20 protein-coding genes and 1 pseudogene are annotated in these 24748 nt (G+C 62.2%); 15 read left to right on the top strand and 6 right to left on the bottom strand.

Features of this window, described 5'->3' with window-relative positions; all coding sequences use genetic code 11:
- Positions 1-40: 40 nt before the first annotated feature.
- The 15 genes from hutH (NL123_RS28720) (at position 41) to NL123_RS28650 (ending at position 18723) form a co-directional block, all read left to right on the top strand.
- Positions 41-1552, top strand: a complete 1512-nt coding sequence (gene hutH / locus NL123_RS28720; RefSeq protein WP_494356816.1) for a histidine ammonia-lyase — start codon at positions 41-43, stop codon at positions 1550-1552.
- 20 nt (positions 1553-1572) lie between these two features.
- Positions 1573-3111: a histidine ammonia-lyase gene (gene hutH / locus NL123_RS28715; RefSeq protein ID WP_494356815.1), complete on the top strand. Its 1539-nt coding sequence runs from the start codon at positions 1573-1575 to the stop codon at positions 3109-3111.
- 202 nt (positions 3112-3313) lie between these two features.
- Positions 3314-4723 (top strand): amino acid permease, encoded by a 1410-nt coding sequence (locus NL123_RS28710; protein ID WP_071497071.1) that lies wholly within the window; start codon positions 3314-3316, stop codon positions 4721-4723.
- A 15-nt stretch (positions 4724-4738) separates the two neighbouring features.
- Positions 4739-5944 carry an imidazolonepropionase gene (gene hutI / locus NL123_RS28705; protein WP_248485746.1) on the top strand — a complete coding sequence of 402 codons (1206 nt, stop codon included), beginning with the start codon at positions 4739-4741 and terminating at the stop codon, positions 5942-5944.
- Between the two features lie 12 nt (positions 5945-5956).
- The gene (hutG, locus tag NL123_RS28700; protein ID WP_248485747.1) at positions 5957-6757 is read left to right on the top strand and encodes an N-formylglutamate deformylase; all 801 of its coding nucleotides are present in this window, start codon (positions 5957-5959) and stop codon (positions 6755-6757) included.
- A 204-nt stretch (positions 6758-6961) separates the two neighbouring features.
- Positions 6962-7894 carry a choline ABC transporter substrate-binding protein gene (locus NL123_RS28695; RefSeq protein WP_248485748.1) on the top strand — a complete coding sequence of 311 codons (933 nt, stop codon included), beginning with the start codon at positions 6962-6964 and terminating at the stop codon, positions 7892-7894.
- Positions 7891-8826, top strand: a complete 936-nt coding sequence (locus NL123_RS28690; RefSeq protein WP_494356814.1) for an alpha/beta hydrolase — start codon at positions 7891-7893, stop codon at positions 8824-8826. Before NL123_RS28695 ends, NL123_RS28690 begins: the two co-directional genes overlap by 4 nt.
- A 103-nt stretch (positions 8827-8929) precedes the next feature.
- Positions 8930-9901: a prolyl aminopeptidase gene (gene pip, locus NL123_RS28685; protein WP_494356813.1), complete on the top strand. Its 972-nt coding sequence runs from the start codon at positions 8930-8932 to the stop codon at positions 9899-9901.
- Entirely contained in the window at positions 9898-10335 is a 438-nt protein-coding gene (dtd, locus tag NL123_RS28680; RefSeq protein WP_494356812.1) for a D-aminoacyl-tRNA deacylase, read from the top strand. The genes pip and dtd overlap by 4 nt, the downstream gene beginning before the upstream one ends.
- 267 nt (positions 10336-10602) lie before the next feature.
- Complete coding sequence (locus NL123_RS28675) at positions 10603-12339, top strand: glucan biosynthesis protein G (protein ID WP_071497236.1); 1737 nt, start codon at positions 10603-10605, stop codon at positions 12337-12339.
- On the top strand, positions 12332-14902 hold the full coding sequence (gene mdoH, locus NL123_RS28670) for a glucans biosynthesis glucosyltransferase MdoH (RefSeq protein ID WP_494356811.1): 2571 nt from the start codon (positions 12332-12334) through the stop codon (positions 14900-14902). Before NL123_RS28675 ends, mdoH begins: the two co-directional genes overlap by 8 nt.
- Positions 14903-15087: 185 nt before the next feature.
- Positions 15088-15888 (top strand): transporter substrate-binding domain-containing protein, encoded by an 801-nt coding sequence (locus NL123_RS28665; protein WP_248485753.1) that lies wholly within the window; start codon positions 15088-15090, stop codon positions 15886-15888.
- A 219-nt stretch (positions 15889-16107) separates the two neighbouring features.
- A complete protein-coding gene (locus NL123_RS28660) occupies positions 16108-16905 on the top strand; it encodes a transporter substrate-binding domain-containing protein (protein ID WP_058423699.1) in 798 nt (265 codons plus the stop codon).
- Between the two features lie 131 nt (positions 16906-17036).
- Positions 17037-17996 carry an amino acid ABC transporter permease gene (locus tag NL123_RS28655; RefSeq protein WP_071492396.1) on the top strand — a complete coding sequence of 320 codons (960 nt, stop codon included), beginning with the start codon at positions 17037-17039 and terminating at the stop codon, positions 17994-17996.
- The gene (locus tag NL123_RS28650) at positions 17989-18723 is read left to right on the top strand and encodes an amino acid ABC transporter ATP-binding protein (protein ID WP_057724449.1); all 735 of its coding nucleotides are present in this window, start codon (positions 17989-17991) and stop codon (positions 18721-18723) included. Before NL123_RS28655 ends, NL123_RS28650 begins: the two co-directional genes overlap by 8 nt.
- Before the next feature lie 3 nt (positions 18724-18726).
- On the opposite strand, the gene NL123_RS28645 is transcribed toward NL123_RS28650, so the two are convergent.
- The 6 genes and pseudogenes from NL123_RS28645 to tatB all read right to left on the bottom strand — a co-directional run bounded on the left by NL123_RS28645 (position 18727) and on the right by tatB (position 24740).
- Positions 18727-20634: a methyl-accepting chemotaxis protein gene (locus tag NL123_RS28645; protein ID WP_248485754.1), complete on the bottom strand. Its 1908-nt coding sequence runs from the start codon at positions 20632-20634 to the stop codon at positions 18727-18729.
- A 106-nt stretch (positions 20635-20740) separates the two neighbouring features.
- Entirely contained in the window at positions 20741-21445 is a 705-nt protein-coding gene (locus tag NL123_RS28640) for a methyl-accepting chemotaxis protein (RefSeq protein ID WP_494358351.1), read from the bottom strand.
- A gap of 201 nt (positions 21446-21646) precedes the next feature.
- Positions 21647-22567 (bottom strand): annotated as a pseudogene (locus NL123_RS28635) (methyl-accepting chemotaxis protein); the annotation flags it as partial.
- 279 nt (positions 22568-22846) lie between these two features.
- Positions 22847-23554: a 16S rRNA (uracil(1498)-N(3))-methyltransferase gene (locus tag NL123_RS28630; protein WP_248485756.1), complete on the bottom strand. Its 708-nt coding sequence runs from the start codon at positions 23552-23554 to the stop codon at positions 22847-22849.
- Positions 23551-24339 carry a twin-arginine translocase subunit TatC gene (tatC, locus tag NL123_RS28625; protein WP_494356810.1) on the bottom strand — a complete coding sequence of 263 codons (789 nt, stop codon included), beginning with the start codon at positions 24337-24339 and terminating at the stop codon, positions 23551-23553. Before tatC ends, NL123_RS28630 begins: the two co-directional genes overlap by 4 nt.
- Complete coding sequence (gene tatB, locus NL123_RS28620) at positions 24336-24740, bottom strand: Sec-independent protein translocase protein TatB (RefSeq protein ID WP_494356809.1); 405 nt, start codon at positions 24738-24740, stop codon at positions 24336-24338. The genes tatC and tatB overlap by 4 nt, the downstream gene beginning before the upstream one ends.
- Positions 24741-24748 lie beyond the last annotated feature (8 nt).

The following is a 24748-nucleotide window of genomic DNA, read 5'->3' as shown; positions in this document are numbered from 1 at the left end:
AGGCCGGTAAGGCTGCACAAGAATTGAAGAGAGTATGAACATGCCCCAGGCAACAAAAGTCACCATCGCCGACACCCCACTGCGCTGGCAGGACGTCGTCGCCGTCGCCCGCCACGGCGCGGTGCTCGAACTCTCGGGCCAGGCCTGGGCGCGCATCGACAATGCCCAGGCCATCGTGCAGCGCATCGTCACCAGCGGTGAGCGCGCCTATGGCGTGAACACCGGCCTGGGCGCGCTGTGCAATGTGTCGCTCAAGGGCGAGCAACTCAGCCAACTCTCGCGCAACACCTTGCTCAGCCACGCCTGTGGCGTCGGCCCGGTGTTGAGCGACGAACAGACCCGCGCGATCATCTGCGCCGCCATCATCAACTACAGCCACGGCAAATCCGGCCTGCATCCGCAGGTGGTGCATTCGCTGCTGGCGCTGCTCAACCACGGCATCACGCCGCAAGTGCCGTCCCAGGGTTCGGTGGGTTACCTGACCCATATGGCCCATGTTGGCGTGGCGCTGCTGGGTGTGGGCAATGTGAGTTACCAAGGTCGGATCGTTCCGGCTCAAGAGGCATTGAACGCGGAAGGTCTGCAGCCGGTGGTGCTCGGCGCCAAGGACGGTCTGTGCCTGGTCAACGGCACGCCGTGCATGACTGGCCTGAGCTGTCTGGCCCTGGCCGACGCGCATCACTTGCTGCAATGGGCCGACGTGATCGGCGCCATGAGTTTCGAAGCCCAGCGTGGTCAGATCGATGCCTTCGATGAAGAAATCATCGCCCTCAAGCCGCACCCCGGCATGCAGCAAGTGGGTATCAACCTGCGCGCCCTGCTTGATGGCAGCGAAGTGATCGCCAGCAGCAAGGGCATTCGCACACAGGATGCGTTAAGCATTCGCTCGATCCCGCAGATCCACGGCGCGGCACGCGACCAGGTAGAGCACGCCACGCGCCAGATCGAGACTGAACTCAACAGCGCCACCGACAACCCGCTGGTTCTCGGCACGCCGGAACACTACCGCGTGGTGTCCCAGGCCAACCCGCATGGGCAGTCCGTGGCGTTGGCGGCCGATATGCTGGCGATTGCCATGGCCGAAATCGGCGCGGTGGCCGAACGTCGCCTGGACCGCCTGATCAACCCGCACGTCAGCGGCTTGCCGGCGTTCCTGGTCAGCAACCCTGGGGTCAACTCCGGGATGATGATCGTGCAGTACGTCGCCGCCTCGCTGTGCGGGCAAAACCGCCAATTGGCGCAACCGGCGGTGCTCGACAACTTCGTCACCTCGGGCCTGCAGGAAGACCACCTGAGCATGGGCACCAATGCGGCGCTCAAGCTGCACCAGGTGCTGGCCAACGTGACCCAGATTCTCGCCATCGAGTACTTGTTGGCGGCCCAGGCGTTCGAGTTTCTCAAGGAACAACGTTTCGGCGTCGGCACCGAACGTGCCTGGCGTCTGCTGCGCGACGTCGTGCCGGCCTATGAACAGGACCGTTGGCTGGCGCCGGACATTGCCGCCGCCGCTCAACTGCTGAAAAACACCGATTTACCGAATGTGCACTTTTAAAAGAACAATTCAGAAGGAGTATGAATGTGACTGCGCTAAACCTGATTCCAGGCCAACTGAGCCTTGCCCAACTGCGAGCCATCTACCAGCAGCCGGTAACCCTCAGTCTGGATGACAGCGCCACGGCGCAGATCGAAGCCAGTGTGGCCTGCGTGGAGCAGATTCTCGCCGAGAACCGCACCGCCTACGGTATCAACACCGGTTTCGGCCTGCTGGCCTCGACCCGCATCGCCAGCGAAGACCTGGAAAACCTTCAGCGTTCGCTGGTGCTGTCCCACGCCGCTGGCGTCGGTGAGCCGATCAGCGATGCGCTGGTGCGGTTGGTCATGGTGCTCAAGGTCAACAGCCTGAGCCGTGGGTTCTCCGGCATTCGTCGACAGGTGATCGACGCACTGATTGCGCTGATCAACGCCGAGGTGTACCCGCATATTCCGCTGAAAGGTTCGGTGGGTGCCTCCGGCGACCTGGCGCCGTTGGCGCACATGTCCCTGGTGCTGCTGGGCGAAGGCAAGGCACGCTACAAAGGCGAGTGGCTGGAAGCGACTGACGCGCTGAAAGTCGCCGGCCTCACGCCGCTGACCCTTGCCGCCAAAGAAGGCCTGGCGCTGCTCAACGGCACCCAGGTGTCGACTGCTTATGCACTGCGCGGCCTGTTCGAAGGTGAAGACCTGTTCGCCGGCGCCCTGGCCTGCGGCGGCCTCACTGTGGAAGCGGTGTTGGGTTCGCGTTCGCCATTCGATGCGCGCATCCATGCGGCACGCGGCCAGCGCGGGCAGATCGATTCGGCGGCAGCCTACCGTGACCTGCTCGGCGACAGCAGCCAGGTGTCCCAGTCGCACCAGAACTGCGACAAGGTGCAAGACCCGTACTCGCTGCGCTGCCAGCCACAAGTCATGGGCGCCTGCCTGACCCAGTTCCGCCAGGCCGCTGAAGTGCTGGTGGTCGAGGCCAACGCCGTGTCGGACAACCCGCTGGTGTTTGCCGCTGAAGGCGACGTGATCTCCGGTGGCAACTTCCACGCCGAACCGGTGGCCATGGCGGCCGACAACATGGCGCTGGCCATCGCCGAAATCGGCTCGCTGAGTGAGCGCCGTATCTCGCTGATGATGGACAAGCACATGTCGCAACTGCCGCCGTTCCTGGTGGGCAATGGCGGCGTGAACTCCGGCTTCATGATCGCCCAGGTGACCGCTGCCGCGCTCGCCAGCGAGAACAAGGCGCTGGCCCATCCCCATAGCGTCGACAGCCTGCCGACCTCCGCCAACCAGGAAGACCACGTGTCGATGGCCCCGGCTGCGGGCAAACGCCTGTGGGAAATGGCTGAGAACACCCGTGGCATTCTCGCGGTTGAGTGGCTGGCCGCGTGCCAGGGCCTGGACCTGCGCGAAGGCCTGAAAACTTCGCCGAAGCTGGAAAAGGCGCGTGGCATCCTGCGCAGCAAAGTGGCGTTCTACGACAAGGACCGCTTTTTCGCGCCGGACATCAACGCCGCCAGCGAACTGCTCGCCACTCGCTGCCTGAATGAGCTGGTGCCGGCCAAGCTGCTGCCGAGCCTGTAACCGCCACACCCTGTAGTGAGCGGGCTTGCCCCGCGCTGGGCTGCGCAGCAGCCCCAAAAAACTGCCGCCGCGTTCTGTCTGAAGAAATGCGGTGGCAACTTCAGGGCCGCTTCGCAGCCCAGCGCGGGGCAAGCCCGCTCACTACAGTTGTCAGGCAACTGGCTCTAAATTTTCTCAGGATAAAAATAATTAAGGACGAGAAATGCACCAGCAAGAAAAAGGTTTGAAACGCGGGCTCAGCGCCCGACATATTCGCTTCATGGCACTCGGTTCCGCGATCGGTACCGGGTTGTTCTATGGCTCCGCCTCGGCTATCCAGATGGCTGGCCCCGCTGTGCTGCTGGCCTACCTGATCGGCGGCGCCGCCGTGTTCATGGTGATGCGTGCCCTCGGTGAAATGGCCGTGCACAACCCGGTCGCCGGTTCCTTTGGCCAGTACGCCAGCACCTACCTGGGTCCCATGGCCGGGTTTATCCTCGGTTGGACCTACGCGTTTGAAATGATCATCGTGTGCCTGGCCGACGTCACCGCCTTCGGCATCTACATGGGCTTCTGGTTTCCCGAGGTCGCGCGTTGGGTCTGGGTGCTCGGCATCGTGTTTCTGATCGGCGGCCTGAACCTGTGCAACGTCAAAGTGTTTGGCGAAATGGAGTTCTGGCTGTCGCTGCTCAAGGTCGGCGCCATCGTGGCGATGATCCTCGGCGGCTTCGGCATCATGCTGTTCGGCATCCACTCGGCCGGTGAGACCCAGGCCAGTGGCCTCAGCAACCTGTGGGCCCACGGTGGCTTCATGCCTAATGGTATCGGCGGCCTGATCGCTTCGTTTGCGGTGGTGATGTTTGCCTTCGGCGGCATCGAAATCATCGGCATCACCGCCGGCGAAGCCAAGGACCCGCAGCGCGTGATCCCCAAGGCGATCAACGCGGTGCCGCTGCGTATCCTGTTGTTCTACGTGCTGACCCTGTTCGTGCTGATGGCCATCTACCCATGGCCGCAGATCGGCAGCCAGGGCAGCCCGTTCGTGCAGATCTTCAGCAACCTGGGCATTGGCTCGGCGGCGACCATCCTCAATATCGTGGTGATCTCGGCCGCTGTTTCGGCCATCAACAGCGACATCTTCGGCGCCGGCCGCATGATGTACGGCCTGGCCCAGCAGGGGCAGGCACCCAAGGGCTTCGCGCAACTGTCGAAACACGGTGTGCCGTGGATGACTGTGGTGGTGATGGGCGCAGCCTTGCTGGGTGGCGTGGTGCTCAACTACCTGATCCCGGAAAACGTATTCCTGCTGATCGCCTCGATTGCCACCTTCGCCACCGTTTGGGTGTGGCTGATGATCCTGTTCACCCAGGTCGCCATGCGCCGCTCAATGACCAAGGAGCAGGTCGCCGAATTGAAATTCCCGGTGCCGTTCTGGCCCTATGCGCCGGCGGCCGCCATCGTATTCATGCTGTTCGTGTTTGGTGTGCTGGGTTACTTCCCGGACACCCAGGCTGCCTTGCTGGTCGGTGCCGTATGGATCGTGCTGTTGGTGGTGGCCTACCTGCTGTGGGTCAAACCCGCTGCCGGGCAAGCGGCCAAGGTCCATTACGACCCGGCTTTGTCTCATCGTTAATCTAGGGAGGCGTTGATGAAAACGCTTTGGCAACACTGCCACGTCGCAACCATGGCCCAGGGCAAGTACTCGATCATCGAGGATGCCGCCATGGTCACCGCGGGTTCGCTCATCGAGTGGATCGGCCCCCGCAGCCAGGCACCCACGGCGGATTACGCCCAGGTGCATGACCTGCACGGCGCGTGGGTCACCCCCGGGCTGATCGACTGCCACACCCACACGGTGTTCGGCGGTAATCGCAGCGGCGAATTCGAGCAACGCCTCGAAGGCGTCAGCTACGCCGAGATCGCGGCCAAGGGCGGTGGTATTGCCAGCACGGTGCGCGCCACTCGCGCCGCAACCGAAGATGAGCTGTTTGCCAGTGCTGAAAAACGCCTGCGCAGTCTGCTGCGTGATGGCGTCACCACCGTGGAGATCAAGTCCGGCTACGGCCTGGACCTGGCCAACGAACGCAAGATGCTGCGTGTGGCCCGTCGCCTCGGTGAAGCGCTGCCGGTCAGCGTGCGCGCCACGTGCCTGGCGGCCCATGCGTTGCCGCCGGAGTACAAGGACCGCGCCGACGACTACATCGACCATATCTGCGCCGACATGCTGCCGGCCCTGGCGGCGGAAGGGCTGGTGGACGCGGTGGATGCGTTCTGTGAGTACCTGGCGTTCTCCACCGAACAAGTGGAGCGCGTGTTCAAAGTTGCCCAGCAACTCGGCCTGCCGGTGAAACTGCACGCCGAGCAGCTCTCTTCGTTGCACGGTTCCAGCCTGGCCGCGCGTTACCAGGCATTGTCGGCGGATCACCTGGAATTCATGACCGAAGAAGATGCCATCGCCATGGCCGCTTCCGGCACCGTCGCGGTGTTGCTGCCGGGCGCCTTCTACTTCCTGCGCGAAACCCAATTGCCGCCGATGGAGGCCCTGCGCAAGCACGGCGTGAAAATTGCCATCGCCAGCGACCTCAACCCCGGTACTTCGCCGGCGTTGTCGGTACGCCTGATGCTGAACATGGCCTGCACCCTGTTCCGCATGACCCCGGAAGAAGCCCTGGCCGGTGCCACGCAACATGCGGCTACCGCATTAGGCATGGGCGACACCCACGGTTCGCTGGAGGTGGGCAAGGTCGCGGATTTTGTCGCTTGGCAGATTGATCGTCCCGCCGACCTGGCGTACTGGCTGGGTGGCGAGCTGGATAAACGCGTCGTGCGCCATGGCGTCGACGCCACTGTATGAGGAGTACTGCTTGTGGATAAGGTTCTGAACTTCAAACAAGGCCGCGTGCCGCTGCTGATCAGCATGCCCCATGCCGGCCTGCGCGTGACGCCTGCGGTCGAAGCCGGGTTGATCCCCGAGGCGCAAAGCCTGCCGGATACCGATTGGCACATTCCTGCGCTGTATGACTTCGCCGAAGAGCTGGGCGCCAGCACCCTGGCCGCCGAATACTCGCGGTTTGTCATCGACCTGAACCGGCCGTCCGACGACAAGCCGTTGTACGCCGGTGCGACCACCGGGCTGTACCCGGCGACGCTGTTCGACGGCGTGCCGTTGTTCCGCGAAGGGCTGGAGCCGTCCCAGGAGGAACGCGTCAGCTATCTGCAGAAAATCTGGGGGCCGTACCACCGTGCCCTGCAAGAAGAGCTGGCACGCCTCAAGGCCGAATTCGGCTACGCCTTGCTGTTCGATGCACACTCGATCCGCTCGGTGATCCCGCACCTGTTCGACGGAAAGTTGCCGGACTTTAACCTTGGTACGTTCAATGGCGCCGCGTGTGATCCCGAATTGGCCAGCCAATTGGAAGCCATTTGCGCCGCGCATCCGCAGTACTCCCATGTATTGAACGGACGCTTCAAGGGCGGCCACATCACTCGGCATTACGGCGACCCGGCGCAGGATATCCACGCGGTGCAGTTGGAGTTGTGCCAGAGCACTTATATGGAAGAGGTTGAGCCGTTCCGATATCGCCCTGATTTGGCCGAGCCGACGCGGGTGGTGCTGAAGCAATTGCTGGAAGGGCTATTGGCCTGGGGGCAAGCGCGTTATCGGTGAATTGCGGGGCTGCTGGAATAGCTATCGGGGGCAAGCCCCCTCCCACCTTTTGATTTATGAACCCAGTCAAATGTGGGAGGGGGCTTGCCCCCGATGGCGGTCTCACCGTCGCCCCAGTGCAACTGCCGGTCGCCACAGTTCGTGTTGAATGCATTTTCACTGCGTAAGGTTGTTGAATAAAAACAGCCGAGTGAGCGCTCATCCATGAAAAAACTGTTGTTGCCCCTCACCTGTGTCGCACTGCTCAGTGCACACGCCATGGCCGCCGAACCGGCCTCCTGCAAAAGCATCCGCATGGGCGTGGTCAGCTGGACCGATGTGATCGCCACCTCCGGCATGGCCGACGTGCTGCTCAATGGCCTGGGCTACGACAGCAAACAGACCAGCGCGGTGCAGCAGATCATCTTCGCCGGCATCCGCGACAAGCGCCTGGACATCTTCCTCGGCTACTGGAAACCCGCGATGGACAACAACATCGCGCCGTTCCTGGCGGCCAGGCAGGTCAAGGTCTTCGACACCCCGAGCCTCGCCGACGCCCAGGCCACCCTGGCCGTGCCGCAATATGTGGCCGACGCGGGCTTGAAGACCTTTGCCGACATCGCCCGCTTCAAGGACAAGCTCGGCGGCAAGATCTATGGCATCGAGCCGGGCAGCGGCGCGAACACCGATATCCAGAAAATGATCGACACCAACCGCTTCGGCCTGGGTGGCTTCAAGCTGGTGGCCTCGGGTGAGGCGGGCATGCTCGCCGCCGTGCAGCGCGCGGTGAATCGCAAGGAGTTCGTGGTGTTCGTCGGTTGGACCCCGCACCCGATGAACATCAACATGAAAATGGCCTACCTCACCGGCAGCGAAGACGTGTTCGGCCCCGACGAAGGCCGTGCCACCGTGTCCACCGTCACCGCGCCAGACTTCGCCGAGCGCTGCCCCAACGCCAACCGCCTGTTGGAGAACCTTACCTTCACCGCCGCCCAGGAAAGCCAGTTGATGGTACCGATCATGGAGCGCCAGTCGCCGCAGGAGGTGGCCAGGCAATGGTTGCGTGATCATCCCGAGGATTTGCAGCGCTGGTTGGCTGGGGTAAAGGCATTTGATGGCGGCGATGGTGTAGCGGCGGTGCAGGCGAGCCTTAAATGAACCCATACCCGATTTCGCCCGAACTGGCAGCGTTCGTAGCGAAGACCGAGTCGTTCACCAGCGACGACACGTCGCTGGCTGGGTTGCGCCACGGCTACGACCGCATGTGCCAGGCGTTTACCCCGCCGGTGCCCGACGGGCTGGCGATGACGGATTTTTCCCTGGCTGGCGTGAGTGTGCGCAGTTATCTGCCCGCTGCCCCCGCGCCCTTGGCTGGCTGGCCGTGCCTTCTTTATATGCACGGCGGTGGTTGGGTGGTCGGCGGGCTGGATTCCCACGACTTCATCTGCTTCGAATTGGCCACGGCCTTGCAGGTGCTGGTAATCGCCATTGATTACCGCTTGGCGCCCGAGCATCCGTTTCCGGCGGCCTATGAGGATTGCCGCGCCGTGTGGCAGGCGATCCAGGCGGGGCAGGGGCCGCATGCCATCAACCTGCAACGCCTGGTGGTGATCGGCGACAGCGCGGGCGGCAACCTGGCCGCGGCGGTGTGCCTGGGGTTGCGCGACGACCGGCAGCCACTGCCGCTGGCCCAGGTGCTGATTTACCCGGGGCTGGGCGGCCCACCTGAACTGCCGTCGCGGCGCGACTGTGCGGATGCGCCCTTGCTCAGCAGCGCCGACACTGAGAGTTACCTGGCGCTGTACCTGCAGGGCAGCGGCAAGCCCACGGCGTATGCCATGCCGCTGCTGGTCGACGACTTCAGCGGTTTGCCCAAGGCATTCATTGCCGTGGCCCAGTTCGACCCGCTGCGTGATGACGGCATGCTTTACGCCGAGCGCCTGCAAGCGGCGGGTGTGAGCAGCGTGCTGTATCCCGGCAAAGGCCTGGTGCACGGTTGCCTGAGGGCCCGGCGGCACGTACCGGAGGTGGACCGGCTCTACGATTTCCTGCTGGATTACCTGGGGAGCGAAGGGCTGACACAGGTCTAAGCGCTCTAGGACATGCTCATTGCACAATTCGGGTTTATAGTGCCAGACGGCAAAATAAAAGACGTCCCCCCAGGGATGAACCCGACCCCTTACGGAGCGCGCAATGCAGACTTGGTACCCGCAGATCAAACCCTACGCCCGGCACGATCTGGCAGTCGATGACATCCACACGCTGTACGTCGATGAAAGTGGCTCCCCCGAAGGCTTGCCCGTCGTATTCATCCATGGTGGCCCTGGTTCCGGTTGTGATGCGCAGAGCCGCTGCTACTTCGATCCCAACCTGTACCGCATCGTCACCTTTGACCAGCGCGGCTGCGGGCGCTCCACCCCGCGCGCCAGCCTGGAAAACAACACCACCTGGGACCTGGTCGCCGACCTTGAGCGCATCCGCGAGCACCTGGGCATCGAAAAATGGGTGTTGTTCGGCGGTTCCTGGGGCTCGACCCTGTCCCTGGCCTACGCGCAAACCCACCCGGAGCACGTGCATGGCCTGATCGTGCGCGGCATCTTCCTGGCCCGCCCGCAGGACATTCATTGGTTCTACCAGGAGGGCGCGAGCCGCCTGTTCCCGGATTACTGGCAGGACTACATCGCGCCGATCCCGGTGGAAGAGCGCCACGACATGATCGCGGCCTACCACAAGCGCCTCACCGGCAACGACCAGATCGCCCAGATGCACGCGGCCAAGGCCTGGTCCGGTTGGGAAGGGCGCATGTTGGGCCTGTGCCCGAGCCCGGCGCATGTGGAGCGCTTCTCCGAGCCGCAACGTGCCCTGTCCATCGCGCGGATCGAGTGCCACTACTTCACCAACAACTCGTTCCTGGAGCCGAACCAGCTGATCCGCGATATGCACAAGATCGCCCATCTGCCTGGCGTAATCATCCACGGGCGCTACGATATGATCTGCCCTTTGGATAACGCCTGGGAGTTGCACCAGGCGTGGCCCAACAGTGAGCTGCAGGTGATTCGCGAAGCCGGCCATGCGGCGTCCGAACCCGGCATCACCGATGCCTTGGTACGTGCGACCAGCGAAATGGCACGACGCTTGCTCGATCTGCCGCCTGAAGAAGCATGAAGGGCCTGTTGCAACGGGTGCGCGGCGCCCGGGTCGAGGTCGCGGGCGAAATCGTCGGCGCCATCGACCAGGGTTTGCTGGTGCTGGTGGCCGTCGAGCCTGCGGATACGCCGGAAAGTGCCGATAAGCTGCTGCACAAGCTGCTGAACTACCGGGTGTTCAGCGATGACGGAGGCAAGATGAACCTGTCGTTGAAGGATATCGACGGCGGTTTGTTGCTGGTGTCGCAGTTCACCCTGGCGGCGGATACCAAGAGCGGGCTGCGGCCGAGCTTCTCCACAGCGGCGCCGCCGGCCCTGGGAGCGGCGCTTTTTGATCACTTGCTGTTACAAGCGCAACAATTGCATGGCAAGGTGGCGTCGGGCCGTTTTGGCGCGGATATGCAGGTGCATTTGGTCAATGATGGCCCTGTGACCTTCCTCTTGCAGACGTGAATGTATTAAAAACGACTTTTAATGCCTAAAAACGCAGGGTTTCGCTACAAATACTTCGTTGTCCCTGATGCGTTGTCTCGCGGGCTACTAGATAATCGCGCGCTACGGGGATCAGCGTTGTTTGGTCCATTTTTGACTTAGGTAGAGACTTGTCCGATAGCCAATGGGGAATCATTTTGCCCCAGGGGAGTCGGAACAATGCTCGCCAACCTGGCATATAGATAGCTGGCCGTTGGTTTTTTGATCTGTTTTCGGCGAGGGTTGCTCGTGATTGTTAGTCCCTGTAATGCACCAAAATTGTCTGCCAAACGGTTACGAAACGCACTGGTGACGGGCTCCGCCCTGTTTTGCCTGTTCGGCGCGGGTCAACTGTGGGCATTCAGTCTGGATGATGTGTCGGCCAAGGCAAAAGAGCTGGCCGGGCAGAAATACGAAGCTCCGCGCAGCAATCTGCCGAACGAATTCCGCGAAATGAAATTCGCGGACTACCAGAAGATTCGTTTCCGCAACGAAAAAGCCGAGTGGGCTGATCAGAACACCCCGTTCAAGCTGTCCTTCTATCACCAGGGTATGCACTTCGATACACCGGTGAAAATCAATGAAGTCACTGCCGACAGCGTCCAGGAAATCAAGTACGACCCGACGCGCTTCGATTTTGGTGATGTGAAGTTTGATCCCAAAGCCACCGAACAGCTGGGTTATGCCGGCTTCCGTGTGCTGTACCCGATCAACAAGGCCGACAAGCAAGACGAAATCATGACCATGCTGGGCGCGAGCTACTTCCGCGTGGTCGGCAAGGGCCAGGCCTACGGTTTGTCCGCCCGTGGCATGGCAATCGACACGGCACTGCCGTCCGGCGAAGAATTCCCGCGTTTCACCGAGTTCTGGATCGAGCGTCCGAAACCGGGTGAGAAACAACTGGTGATCTTTGCCCTGCTGGACTCGCCGCGCGCTACCGGTGCTTACCGGCTGATCCTGCGTCCGGGCACCGACACCATTGTCGACGTGAAATCCCAGATGTTCCTGCGCGACAAGGTCAGCAAACTGGGTGTTGCCCCGTTGACCAGCATGTACCTGTTCGGCGCGAACCAGCCGTCCAAGGTGCTGAACTACCGCCGTGAGCTGCACGATTCCAGCGGCCTGTCGATCCATGCCGGCAACGGCGAGTGGATCTGGCGCCCACTGAACAACCCTAAACACCTGTCGGTCAGCAACTTCACCGTCGAGAACCCGCGTGGTTTCGGCCTGCTGCAACGCGGCCGCGACTTCAGCCACTACGAAGACCTGGACGACAACTACGACAAGCGCCCAAGCGCCTGGATCGAGCCTGAAGGCGACTGGGGCAAGGGCACCGTCAATCTGGTAGAGATTCCGACCGCCGATGAAACCAACGACAACATCGTTGCGTTCTGGAGCCCGGAAAAACTGCCGGAAGTGGGGCAGCCGCTGGACGTTTCCTACCGCCTGCACTGGACCATGGACGAAAAATCCCTGCACCCGGCCGACAGCGCCTGGGTCAAGCAGACCCTGCGTTCCACCGGTGATGTGAAGCAATCCAACCTGATCCGTCAGCCTGACGGCAGCGTGGCGTACCTGGTGGACTTCGAGGGCCCGTCCCTCAAGGCCCTGCCATCGGATGCCGCGGTACGCAGCCAGGTGAGTGTCAGCGACAACGCCGAACTGGTTGAAAACAGCGTGCGCTACAACGAGCACACCAAAGGCTGGCGCCTGACCCTGCGCATGAAGATCAAGGACGCAGGCAAGCCGACCGAAATGCGTGCGGCGCTGGTGCAGGACGTTCCGCCTCCGGCCCCTGAGCAGGACACGAGCCATGTGCTCAAGGCCGACAAGGTCCTGGCCAAGCAACACGAGAAACAGGCCAAGAAAGACGCAAAAGACAAGGAAGCCAAGCAGCCAGAAGCTGCCCCAGCCACGCCGGAGCCGATCAAGACCGAACAAGTCCTGACCGAAACCTGGAGCTATCAGTTGCCTGCCGATGAGTAATTCTCAAATCCAGCCGGAGACTCTGTCCGAGTACCTGGCGCATCTACCGATGACCGCTGAGCAGCGCGCCGAACTGGCGGGCTGCTCATCCTTCAGCGAGTTGCACGAGCGTTTGTCGTCGAAGACCTTCGACGCGCCCATCGACGCCGCCCAGGCGTCGGTTGGCACGCGGTTGACCCTCAGCACCGCCGAAGAGCTGCAGGACGCCGAAATGCTGGCCCTCGACGCCGAGGGCCGCGTGTGCCTCAAGGCTACGCCGCCGATCCGTCGCACTCGTGTGGTCCCGGAGCCGTGGCGCACCAATATCCTGGTGCGCGGCTGGCGCCGGATCACCGGGCGCAGCAACCCGCCGGCCCCGCCGAAAGATGAGCGCGTATTGCCGGCTGCCCGCTGGCGTACCGTCGGTTCGATCCGCCGCTACATCCTGCTGGTGCTGATGATCGGCCAGACCCTCGTGGCCGGCTGGTACATGAAAGGCATCATGCCGTACCAGGGCTGGTCGCTGGTCGACTTCGACGAGATCCGCAACCAGACCCTGCTGCAAACCGCGACCCAGGTACTGCCCTACGCCCTGCAAACCAGCATCCTGATCATGTTCGGGATCTTGTTCTGCTGGGTATCGGCCGGTTTCTGGACCGCGTTGATGGGCTTCCTGGAGTTGCTCACCGGTCACGATAAATACCGCATCTCCGGTAAAAGCGCCGGCGACGAGCCGATCCCGAAAGACGCCCGCACCGCGCTGGTGATGCCGATCTGCAACGAAGACGTGCCCCGGGTGTTTGCCGGTTTGCGTGCGACGTTCGAGTCGGTCGCCGCCACCGGTGACCTGGATCGCTTCGACTTCTTCGTGCTCAGCGACAGTAACGAGGCCGACATCTGCATCGCCGAACAGCAAGCCTGGCTTGACGTGTGCCGCGAAGCCGGTGGTTTCGGCAAGATCTTCTATCGTCGTCGTCGCCGTCGCGTGAAGCGTAAGAGCGGCAACCTCGACGACTTCTGCCGTCGCTGGGGCGGTGACTATAAATACATGGTCGTACTCGACGCCGACAGCGTGATGAGCGGCGAATGCCTGACCAGCCTGGTGCGCCTGATGGAAGCCACGCCGGATGCGGGGATTATCCAGACCGCGCCGCGTGCGTCGGGCATGGACACCCTGTATGCGCGCATGCAGCAGTTCGCTACTCGTGTGTACGGCCCGCTGTTCACCGCCGGCCTGCACTTCTGGCAGCTGGGTGAATCCCACTACTGGGGTCACAACGCGATCATCCGCATGAAACCGTTCATCGAGCATTGCGCCCTGGCGCCGTTGCCGGGCAAGGGCGCGTTCGCCGGTTCCATCCTGTCCCACGACTTCGTTGAAGCCGCGCTGATGCGCCGTGCCGGCTGGGGCGTGTGGATTGCCTACGACCTGCCGGGCAGCTATGAAGAGCTGCCGCCGAACCTGCTGGATGAACTCAAGCGTGACCGTCGCTGGTGCCACGGTAACCTGATGAACTTCCGCCTGTTCCTGGTCAAAGGCATGCACCCGGTGCACCGTGCGGTGTTCCTGACGGGTGTGATGTCCTACCTGTCGGCGCCGTTGTGGTTCCTGTTCCTGGTGCTGTCCACGGCCTTGCTGGCGGTGAACACCCTGATGGAACCGCAGTACTTCATGGCACCCCGCCAGTTGTACCCGCTGTGGCCGCAATGGCATCCGGACAAGGCGGTGGCGCTGTTCTCCACCACCATCGTGCTGCTGTTCCTGCCGAAACTGCTGAGCATCATCCTGATCTGGGCCAAGGGCGCCAAAGAGTTCGGTGGCAAGTTCAAGGTGACCTTGTCGATGCTGCTGGAGATGCTGTTCTCCATGCTGCTGGCGCCGGTGCGGATGATCTTCCACACCCGCTTCGTCCTCGCCGCGTTCCTCGGCTGGGCCGCGACCTGGAACTCACCGCAGCGTGACGACGACTCCACCCCGTGGAGCGAGGCCGTCAAGCGTCATGGTCCGCAAACCGTGCTGGGCTTCCTGTGGGCGCTGTTGGTGGTGTGGTTGAACCCGAGCTTCCTGTGGTGGCTGGTGCCGATCGTCGGTTCGTTGATGCTGTCGATCCCGGTGTCGGTGATTTCCAGCCGTGTCGGGCTGGGCCTCAAGTCTCGCGACGAGAGCCTGTTCCTGATCCCTGAGGAATACAACCCGCCGCAAGCGCTGCTGTCTACCGACAAGTACACCCACGAAAACCGCTGGCACGCGCTGAATGACGGCTTTGTGCGCTCGGTGGTCGATCCGCAGCAGAACGCTTTGGCTTGCGCCCTGGCAACCTCGCGTCACGCCCAGGCCGAGCCGATCGAGTACCTGCGTACCGAACGTGTGCGCCACGCGTTGAAAGTCGGCCCTGCCGGCCTCAACAACGGCGAGCGCCTGGCGTTGCTCAGTGACCCGGTCGCCTTGGCTCGCCTGCACGAGCAGGTCTGGAGCGAAGGTCACGCCGAGTGGCTCGCCGCCTGGCGGGACTCGATCAAGGCAGATCCGCATGCACCGTTGCTGCCGCTGAAACCGCTGTCGTCCCAGGCCCAACCGGCCTGATTCAGGCACCCCCGAGGGCTCGCCTCGGGGGTGTTCGCAGCGCTGGTCCTACAGCGTTTCCCGCGTTTTCTCTGTTGTGCCAACACCTTGTTATTTCGAAACAAAAGACCCTCGCTTGAGGCGTATTGCCGTGCCCGTGGCTGAGTTAGCATCGCCCCCGCATTTGACTTGGCACGGGGGGATTCATGATCAAACGGTATGTTTTGGCGCTGCTCATAGGCGCTGTCGCTTTCATTCACATGGGCCTGGCCCAGGCCGGCGCGATTGATGACGCCGTTCGGCGCGGCGTGCTGAAAGTCGGCACCACACCCACTTACGTGCCCTTCGAAATGACCGATAAACAGGGGCGCATCGTCGGGTTTGAAATCGACCTGCTCAAGGTCATGAGCCAAGCCCTCGGGGTCGAACTTGAGTTGGTCGTGGTGCCCTACACCGAACTGGTGGCGGGGCTCTTGGCGAAGAAGTTCGACCTGATCGGCAGCGGCATGACCGTCACCCAGGAACGCAACCTCAAGCTGAATTTCAGCGATTCGTTCATCGTCGTTGGCCAGTCGGTGTTGTTGCACCCAAGCCTTGCGGGCAAGGTCACCAGTGTCGAAGACCTCGATGATCCCGGCTACCGAATTGCCGCCACCGAAGGCACCACCGGCGAGTCATCGGCCCGACGTTTTCTGGGGGCGGCGCGACTCAGCAGTTTTGCCACGCCGGAGGAAGGCGTACGCCAGGTGGTGCAGGGCAAGGCTGACGCCTTTATTCATGACGCCCCCTACAACCTGATCGCCCTGAACCGCCCGGAAAACAGCGCGCTGTTGGCGTTGGAACAACCCTTCACCTTCGAACCCCTGGCGTTCGGCTTGAAAAAAGGTGATTTCGACAGCCTCAACTGGATCAACCATTTCCTCAATCAGGTGGCGCAGGACGGGACCTATGATCGCTTGCACGACAAGTGGTTTAAAGACACCGACTGGCTGGTGGAAATCGACTGAAAGTCATAACTGCTTACACATCAAGCCGTTGCCCGAGCTGCCTGAGCAAGTGTCTACCCCTGCGGTTTGCTGCAGCGTTGTGGGGCTTTTCCGACATACGCCGACAACAAATAGCCGTGAAACCTTTGTGGCGGCAGGCGAGTGGGTTAGGATCGCACCCCGAAATGGTGCAGCCCTTTTGCGCGCCGACCTCATAAGAATGGTTCAGGGGACTTGATGATGAAAAAGTATCTTTCGATGCTGCTGCTCGGCGTCACCGCGCTGGTCGCGGCCAATGCGGCCCAGGCCGGTGCGATTGACGATGCAGTCAAGCGCGGCACGCTGAAGGTCGGCATGGACCCGACCTACATGCCGTTCGAAATGACAGACAAACGCGGTGAAATCATCGGTTTCGAAGTCGACATCCTCAAGGCCATGGCCAAGTCCATGGGCGTCAAGCTGGAGCTGGTCTCCACCGGCTACGACGGCATCATCCCGGCCTTCCTGACCGGCAAGTTCGACATGATCGGCAGCGGCATGACCCTGACCCAGGAACGCAACCTGCGCCTGAACTTCAGCGAACCGTTCATCGTGGTCGGCCAGACCCTGCTGATTCGCAAGGAGCTGGAAGGCACCATCAAGTCCTACAAAGACCTGAACGACGAGAAATACCGCCTGACTTCCAAGCTGGGCACCACGGGTGAAATGGTCGCCAAGAAGCTGATCTCCAAGGCCAAGTACCACGGCTACGACAACGAGCAGGAAGGTGTGCTGGACGTGGTCAACGGCAAGGCCGATGCCTTCGTGTATGACGCGCCGTACAACGTGGTTGCCGAGAAGAAAGTCGGCAACGGCAAGCTGGTGTTCCTGGAAGAACCCTTCACCTTCGAACCCCTGGCGTTTGGTTTGAAGAAGGGCGACTACGACAGCATCAACTTCATCAACAACTTCCTGCACCAGATCCGCAACGACGGCACCTACGATCGCATCCATGACAAGTGGTTCAAGAGCTCCGAGTGGCTCAAGGACATGGAATAACGCTTCAGACCGAGTTGCCTGTATCGCAGGCAAGCCAGCTCCCACATTTGACGGTGTTCACACATCAACATGTGGGAGGGGGCTTGCCCGCGATGGCGGCCTCACAGGCAACACAAATCGCGGAAAGTGAAATGAAACAGAAAAAAGCCCAATGGCCCTGGCACCTGCTGACCGTGGTCGTGCTGGTCGGCCTGGCCGGCGCGTTGTACTACGCCACCTCGTTGATGTCCTACGAGTGGCGCTGGAACCGCGTGCCGCAGTACTTCGCTTACCAGGCGGAAACATCCCAGCGTGCCGCTGACATCTCCACCGTGGTCGAGCTGGTACGCAAAGGCGATGTGGCCGAAGTCACCCTGCGCAACGATGCAGGCGCCGAGCAAAAGCTGACCGTGGCCGACAACAGCCTGCAAGTGGCGCGTGGCGACGATGTGGCCGAAGGCGACGTGGTGGGCGTGACCCGGCAGTGGGCGTTGGGCCCGTTGATGTGGGGCTTGTGGACCACGCTGTGGTTGTCGGTGGTGTCCGGCATCCTCGGTTTGGCGATCGGGCTGGCGACGGGTTTGTGTCGCTTGTCCAGCAACCCGACCCTGCGGGATCTGTCGACGATCTACGTCGAACTGGTGCGTGGTACACCACTATTGGTGCAGATCTTCATTTTCTATTTCTTTATCGGCACGGTGCTTAACCTGTCGCGGGAATTTGCCGGGATCGCCGCACTGTCACTGTTCACCGGGGCCTATGTGGCGGAAATCGTCCGCGCCGGCGTGCAGTCCATCACCCGTGGCCAGAACGAAGCCGCCCGCTCCCTGGGCCTGAGTGCCAGCCAGTCGATGCGCCACGTGGTGTTGCCGCAGGCGTTCAAGCGTGTGCTGCCGCCGTTGGCCGGGCAATTTATCAGCCTGGTGAAGGACACGTCCCTGGTGTCGGTGATCGCGATTACCGAGCTGCTCAAGAGCGGTCGTGAAGTCATCACCACCTCGTTCTCACCGTTTGAAATCCTGTTCTGTGTCGCAGGCCTGTACCTGCTGATCAACCTGCCGCTGTCGAAAATGGCCAGCCGGCTTGAGCGGAGGCTCGCGCAAAGTGATTGAAGTCCGCGATCTGGTAAAAGTCTTCGACACCCGTGGCCATGTGGTCCGCGCGGTGGACCACGTCACCACGCAGGTGGCGAAGGGCGAAGTGCTGGTGGTCATCGGCCCGTCCGGCTCCGGCAAGTCCACCTTCCTGCGTTGCCTTAACGGCCTGGAGGAATTCGACTCCGGCTCGGTGAGCATCGACGGCCTGCAACTGGCTGACCCGAAGACCGATGTGAACGCCTACCGCCGCGAAGTCGGCATGGTGTTCCAGCACTTCAACCTGTTCCCCCACATGACTGTGCTGGAGAACCTGTGCCTGGCGCAGAAAGTCGTGCGCAAGCGCGGCAAGCAGGAGCGTGAGGCCAAAGCCCTGGCGCTGCTGGAGAAGGTTGGCATCGCCCAGAAAGCCAACGAGTTTCCGTCGCGCCTGTCTGGCGGGCAGCAGCAACGGGTTGCGATTGCCCGGGCCCTGGCGATGGAGCCCAAGGTGATGCTGTTCGATGAACCCACCTCCGCGCTGGACCCGGAAATGGTCGGCGAAGTGCTGGATGTGATGAAGACCTTGGCCCTGGAAGGCATGACCATGGTCTGCGTCACCCACGAAATGGGCTTTGCCCGCGAAGTGGCTGATCGCGTGCTGTTCTTCGACCATGGCAAGTTGCTCGAAGATGCCGCCCCGGCCGAGTTCTTTGATGCACCGAAAGACCCACGAGCCCAGGCTTTCCTGCGCCAGGTCCTGTAAGGCTCAGAGCCTGAATTTGCCGACCAGCGTCTGCAAATCCAGGCTCAGTTTGGTCAGTTGGACGCTCGCCGCCGCTGTTTCCTCGCTGGCGGCGGCGGTCTGTTCCGACACATCCCGCACCTTCAACACGCTGCGATTGATCTCTTCGGCCACCGCACTTTGCTGTTCGGCCGCGGCGGCAATCTGCGGGTTCATTTCCTGGATCACCGAGACCGTGCGCGCAATCGCCGCCAGGGCGTCACCTGCGTCGCGGGTCAGCTCGACACTGTCGTCGGTCAGGCTGCGGCTGCTGTCCATGATGTCGGCGACTTGCTGGGTGCCGGTCTGCAACCCCTGGATCAGTCCTTCGATTTCTTCGGCCGATTCCTGGGTGCGCTGTGCAAGGCTGCGTACTTCATCGGCCACCACCGCAAAGCCTTCGCCGGCCGTGCCCGCGCGTGCGGCTTCGATTGCGGCGTTCAGCGCCAGCAGGTTGGTCTGCTGGGACACCGATTTGATCACATCCAGCACGCTGCCGATCTTCTGGCTTTCTTGCTGTAACGCCAGCATCGCCCGGCCCGCGAGGGCCATCTCATCTGCCAGTTGGCTTATCTGCTCAACGGCCTGGGTCACCACTTTCTCCCCGGCGCTGGCTTGCAGATCGGCTTCGTTCGCCGCGACCGAGGCTTGCTCGGCGTGCCGGGCAACTTCCTGTGTGGTGGCGAGCATTTCGTTCATGGCGGTTGCCACTTGATCGGTTTCGTCTTTTTGGTGGTTGATGCCGGTGTGACTGTGTTCGGTAACGGCCGACAGCTGTGTGGCGGCGCTGGCGACCTGGCGGGCGCTGTCGCCGATGCCGCTGATCAGGCTGCGCAGGTTGCGGTTCATGTCACTGATAGTTCGCAGCAATTGCCCCAACTCATCGCGGCGTTCCACTTGGATGTCATGGCTGAGATCGCCCTGGGAGATGCGGTTGGCAGACACCAGCACCTGGCGTAGCGGCACGGCGATCTGGCGAGCGATCCACCAGGCTGCAAGGGCACCGAGCAGCAGGGCAGCCACCGTGACGCTGATGAGCAGTGTCCGGGTGTTGTCGGCTTCCTTGCCGCGCTTGAGAATCTGGCCATTGCTCACCGCTTCGCTTTGTTCAAGCAACTGGTTGAGCTGCGTTTCAAACCGCCCCTGCGCAGTTTCGGTGGTGAGCTGAGCGTCCTTGAGCTTGATCAACTGCGCGCGATAGTTCGCCAGGTCGGTTTTAAGCAAGGTTGAATCGATCGGCAGGTCTGTCACGGCCGCTTGGGCAATGTCCAGGGCATCGAGGGCCTGGCCGACGGCTTCGGCATAGGCTTGCAGCGACTCCTCCGCCCAGGCGGGGCTTCGGGCGCGGTCCTCGGCTTGCTCCATAGCCTGGCGCAGGTTCTCGATGGCATCGAGTGCCTGCTGGTCCTGCTGGTCAGGCAGTTCGCTGGCGAGTTGTGCGAGCGTGTCGCTGGCCTGGAGTGCTGTGGCGTGGAGGGGGGAGCGCAAGTTCTCGCGCGCCTGGATCAACGGCGGCAGCTCCACCAGCGCCGCCTTGAAGCTGGCCGACAGGCGTTCCGCTTCCTGGACGCGCTGCAAGTCGGCTGGGTCTTTCAGATGGGTTGACAGGAAGCGGAGGTGCTCATCGATCTGAACGACTTGCCTCTTCATTTTGTCCAGGCTGGCCGTGTCCGCCAGGGTCCGGTACACGATACGGTCCGCACGCATGGCTTCAGCAACAACCGACAGTTGGCTCAAGGCAGTCAGGTTGCCTGAGCGGAACAACACCGCATTCAGGGCTTGCCAGCCGGCCACGGCGATGGCGAAGCTGAGCATGAGCACCTGGCCAAACCCCAGGGCGAGCTTGAGGCGGACGCTGGCATTGACCAGCCAACGGGTCAGTAGAGGAAGCATGATGAACCTCCAAATCTGAAAAAGCGTTTCGCGACAAAAGAAACGCTAATTCGATTCGGAGTATTGCTGGGCTGATAACTGCGTAGGAAATTTCACAAGGTGCTGATTAGATGCGGAAGCGCCCCACCAGTGTCTGCAGGTAAATGCCCAGGCGTGCGAGCTCGGCACTGGAGGCGGCGGTTTCTTCACTGGCCGAAGAGGTTTGTTCCGACACATCGCGCACGTTCAATACGCTGCGGTTGATCTCCTCAGCCACCGCACTTTGCTGTTCTGCGGCAGTGGCAATCTGCGAGTTCATCGCCTGGATGGTCGAGACCGTGCGCGTGATGCTCGCCAACGCGCTGCCGGCGCGACGGGTCAACTCGACGCTGCTGTCGGTGAGGCCACGGCTGTTGTCCATGATGGTCGCGACCTGCTGGGTGCCGCTTTGCAGGCCGACGATCAGTTCTTCGATCTCTTCAGTGGACTTCTGCGTGCGCTGGGCCAGGCTGCGCACCTCATCCGCCACCACGGCGAAACCTCGTCCGGCTTCCCCGGCACGTGCGGCCTCAATCGCGGCGTTGAGGGCCAGCAGGTTGGTTTGTTGCGCTACGGACTTGATCACATCAAGCACACTGCCGATCTTGTCGCTTTCGCGCTTCAGGTCACCCATGGCGACGGTGGAATTGCCCACCTCGGTGGCCAGGCGTTCGATCTGGGCGATGGCTTCGCCCACCACCTTGTCACCCTCGCGGGCCTGCTGATCGGCGGCCACGGCGGCCTCAGAGGCTTCCTCGGCGTTACGCGCCACTTCCTGCACGGTAGCCGCCATCTCGTTCATGGCGGTGGCGACCTGGTCGGTCTCGACCTTCTGGCTGTTGACGCCGGCGCTGGTTTGTTCGGTCACGGCCGACAGCTGCTCGGCGGCGCTGGCGATCTGGGTGACGCCGTCGCTGATCCCGCCGATCAGCTCACGCAAGCCGACGGTCATGCTTTGCATGGCGCGTTGCAACTGGCCCAGTTCATCCTGGCGCAAGGAAGTGAGGTTGTGGCTCAGGTCGCCGGAGGCTACGCGTTCTGCCACCTGCAGCGTCTGGTTCAGCGGAATGATGATCTGGCGGGTGATGGCCCAGGCGGCCACCAGACCGAAGATCAGCGCCAGCACGGTCGCCAGCAGCAACAGTTGTTTGGCCCGCGCGGCGTCGGCGTCGCGTACCACGGTTTGCGAGGTGGTGAGTTTTTCGCTGTGGTTCTGCAGGGTCTCGCCTTGGGCGCTCATGATTTTCAGCGCGTCGGCGGCGGCCGTCTGGGAGTCACGGTACTGGCTGACGGCCGCGCGGTAGGCTTGCAGTGAAGTGCTGGCCTCCTGCAGGTTGGCCTGGTACTGCGCAGGCAATTGGCCCTCCAGCGCGGTGATTTTCTTCACGGCGTTATCAATCGCGTCGAGGGCCGGCTGCTCCGCCTCGACCTTGGCACTGTAGGTGTAGCCGCGTACCTGGAAGCGTGCCTGCTGGATCAGTTTGCTCAGGTCGACCACGCTGTTGAACTGCGTGACGCTATCGCCTTGCAGCAGGGACTTTTCCACTTCATTGATCTTGGCCACGGCGTTGTCGGCGGTGTCGCCCAGCTTGCTGCGCGCACCTTCACGCTTGAGCCCGGCCTGGACCATGGCGCCGAAGGCTTTTTTGTATTGGTTCAAGGCGTCCTGTTGCTGTTCCACCAAGGCCTTGTCGTCGGGTTGCTCGATCAGGTCGGCGGCGGTCTTGAGGCCGCTGTCCAGTTTGGCGATCAGGCCGTTGACCGCGTCCGTGCCTTGTTCGCCGCGACGCATTTCGAAGTCCAGGCGCGCCAGGCGCAAGTCCTTGGTCAGTCCGTTGAGGCTGGAGATATAGCCCAGCTTGTCACCGCGACTGGTGACATCCCCCAAGCCGGTCCAACCGGTGAAGGTGATCATCAACGTGAGCAGCAATACCAGGCCGAAGCCCACGCCAAGTTTGGTTTTGACGCTGACATTCCCCAGCTTTTCGGCTAACCAACGATACATGCTGCGAACTCCCCTGGAACAAGGCTTGGACTTATCCAGAGGATATCGGCCAGCACGCGCAATTCTGTAGCGAAGCTGTACCCATGTGGGAGGGGGCTTGCCCCCGATTGCAGTGGTTCAGCAATGGATAAGCTGGATGACACACCGCTATCGGGGGCAAGCCCCCTCCCACCGGGTTGCTTAGGGAAGTTAGAAGAGTCGGGCCAGCAGGGCGGTGACGGCGGTTTCGACGCGCAGGATGCGGGCGCCCAGTTGCACCGGCTGCAAGCCGGCCTTGGCCAGCAGGTCCACTTCGTAGGGAATCCAGCCACCTTCCGGGCCGATGGCCAGGGTCACCGGCTCATCCAGCCCGCGGGGGCAGGCTGGATAGTCGCCAGGATGACCGACCAGGCCCAGGGTGCCTTCAGTCATCGCCGGCAGGCGGTCCTCGACGAACGGCTTGAAGCGCTTCTCGATAATGATCTCGGGCAGTACCGTATCCCGCGCCTGTTCCAGGCCGAGGATCAGTTGCTCGCGAATCGCCTCGGGTTCCAGGAACGGCGTTTGCCAGAAGCTCTTTTCCACCCGGTAACTGTTGACCAGCACCACCTTGGGCACGCCCATGGCCGCCACGGTCTGCAGCACCCGGCGCAGCATCTTCGGGCGCGGCAGGGCCAGCAGCAGGGTCAGCGGCAGTTTGGCCGGCGGCGGTTGGTCGAAGCTCACATGCAACTCGGCTTCACTGGCCTCCAGGCGCAACAGTTGGGCATTGCCCATCAAGCCACCCATGCGGCCGACGCGCAGGCTGTCGCCTACGGCGGCGCGGTGGACTTCCTGCATGTGCACCAGGCGCCGATCACGCAACACCACGCGGTCGGCCGCGATGAAATCGGCCTCCTCCAGCAGCAGCAGGTTCACGGCTGGGTCGCTGGCGGCTGGTCGTCGTCGCGCTGGTCATCCGGGTGTTCGCCGCGCTTGCTGATCAGGTTGCTGAACAGGATGCCGATCTCGAACAGCATCCACATCGGCACGGCCAGCAGGGTCTGGGAGAAGATGTCCGGCGGCGTGAGGATCATGCCGACCACGAAGCAGCCGATGATCACGTACGGGCGGATCTTCTTCAGGTACGCCACGTTGACCACGCCGATCCATACCAGCAGCACCACGGCCACCGGGATTTCGAAGGCCACGCCAAAGGCGAAGAACAGCGTCATCACGAAGTCGAGGTAGCTGGTGATGTCGGTCATCATTTCCACACCGGCCGGGGTGGCGGCGGCGAAGAACTTGAAGATCAGCGGGAACACCAGGAAGTAGGCGAACGCCATGCCGGTGTAGAACAGCAGGATGCTCGACACCAGCAACGGCACCGCGATGCGTTTCTCGTGCTTGTACAGGCCCGGCGCGATGAAGCCCCAGATCTGGTGCAGGATTACCGGGATCGCCAGGAACAGCGAAACCATCATGGTCAGCTTCAGCGGCGTGAGGAACGGCGACGACACGTCGGTGGCGATCATCGTCGCGCCGGCCGGCAGGTACTGGCGCAGCGGCGTGGAGACGAAGGTGTAGATCTGCTGGGTAAAGGCGAACAGCCCGGCAAAGATGATGAAGATGGCCGCTACGCAGCGCAGCAGGCGGGTACGCAGCTCGGTGAGGTGCGAGACCAGCGGCATATGCTGGTCGTTTTCCGGTTTATCAGCGCTCATGGGGCTCGCGGCGGCAATGTAGGGTCATGGGGCGCGGGCGACGCGGCAGGCGTCGGCGCAGGCTCGGTTGGGGCGGTCGGTGCGACGGGGGCGGCTTCAACGGTCGGCGCGATGCTGTTTTCAACCGTAGGCTCCACCGGTTTGGCAGGCTCCTGCACGGGCGACAGAATCTTGCGGGCTTCCTGCTCCAACGAGAGGATGTGCTCGTTGTGCAGTTGCCGGCGGATCTCGTCGGCGCCGATTTCCCGTTCAACTTCCTGTTTGATCGCATTGAAACTGCGTTTCAGGCGCCCGATCCACAGGCCGGCCGTACGCGCGGCACCGGGCAGGCGTTCCGGCCCCAATACCAGCAGGGCCACGAGGCCGACGAGCAGCAGTTCAGAGAAGCTGATACCAAACATTAGTCAGT

The sequence above is a fragment of the Pseudomonas sp. FBCC-B1565 genome (assembly GCF_059133265.1).
This window is presented reverse-complemented; position numbering and strand designations above follow the sequence as displayed.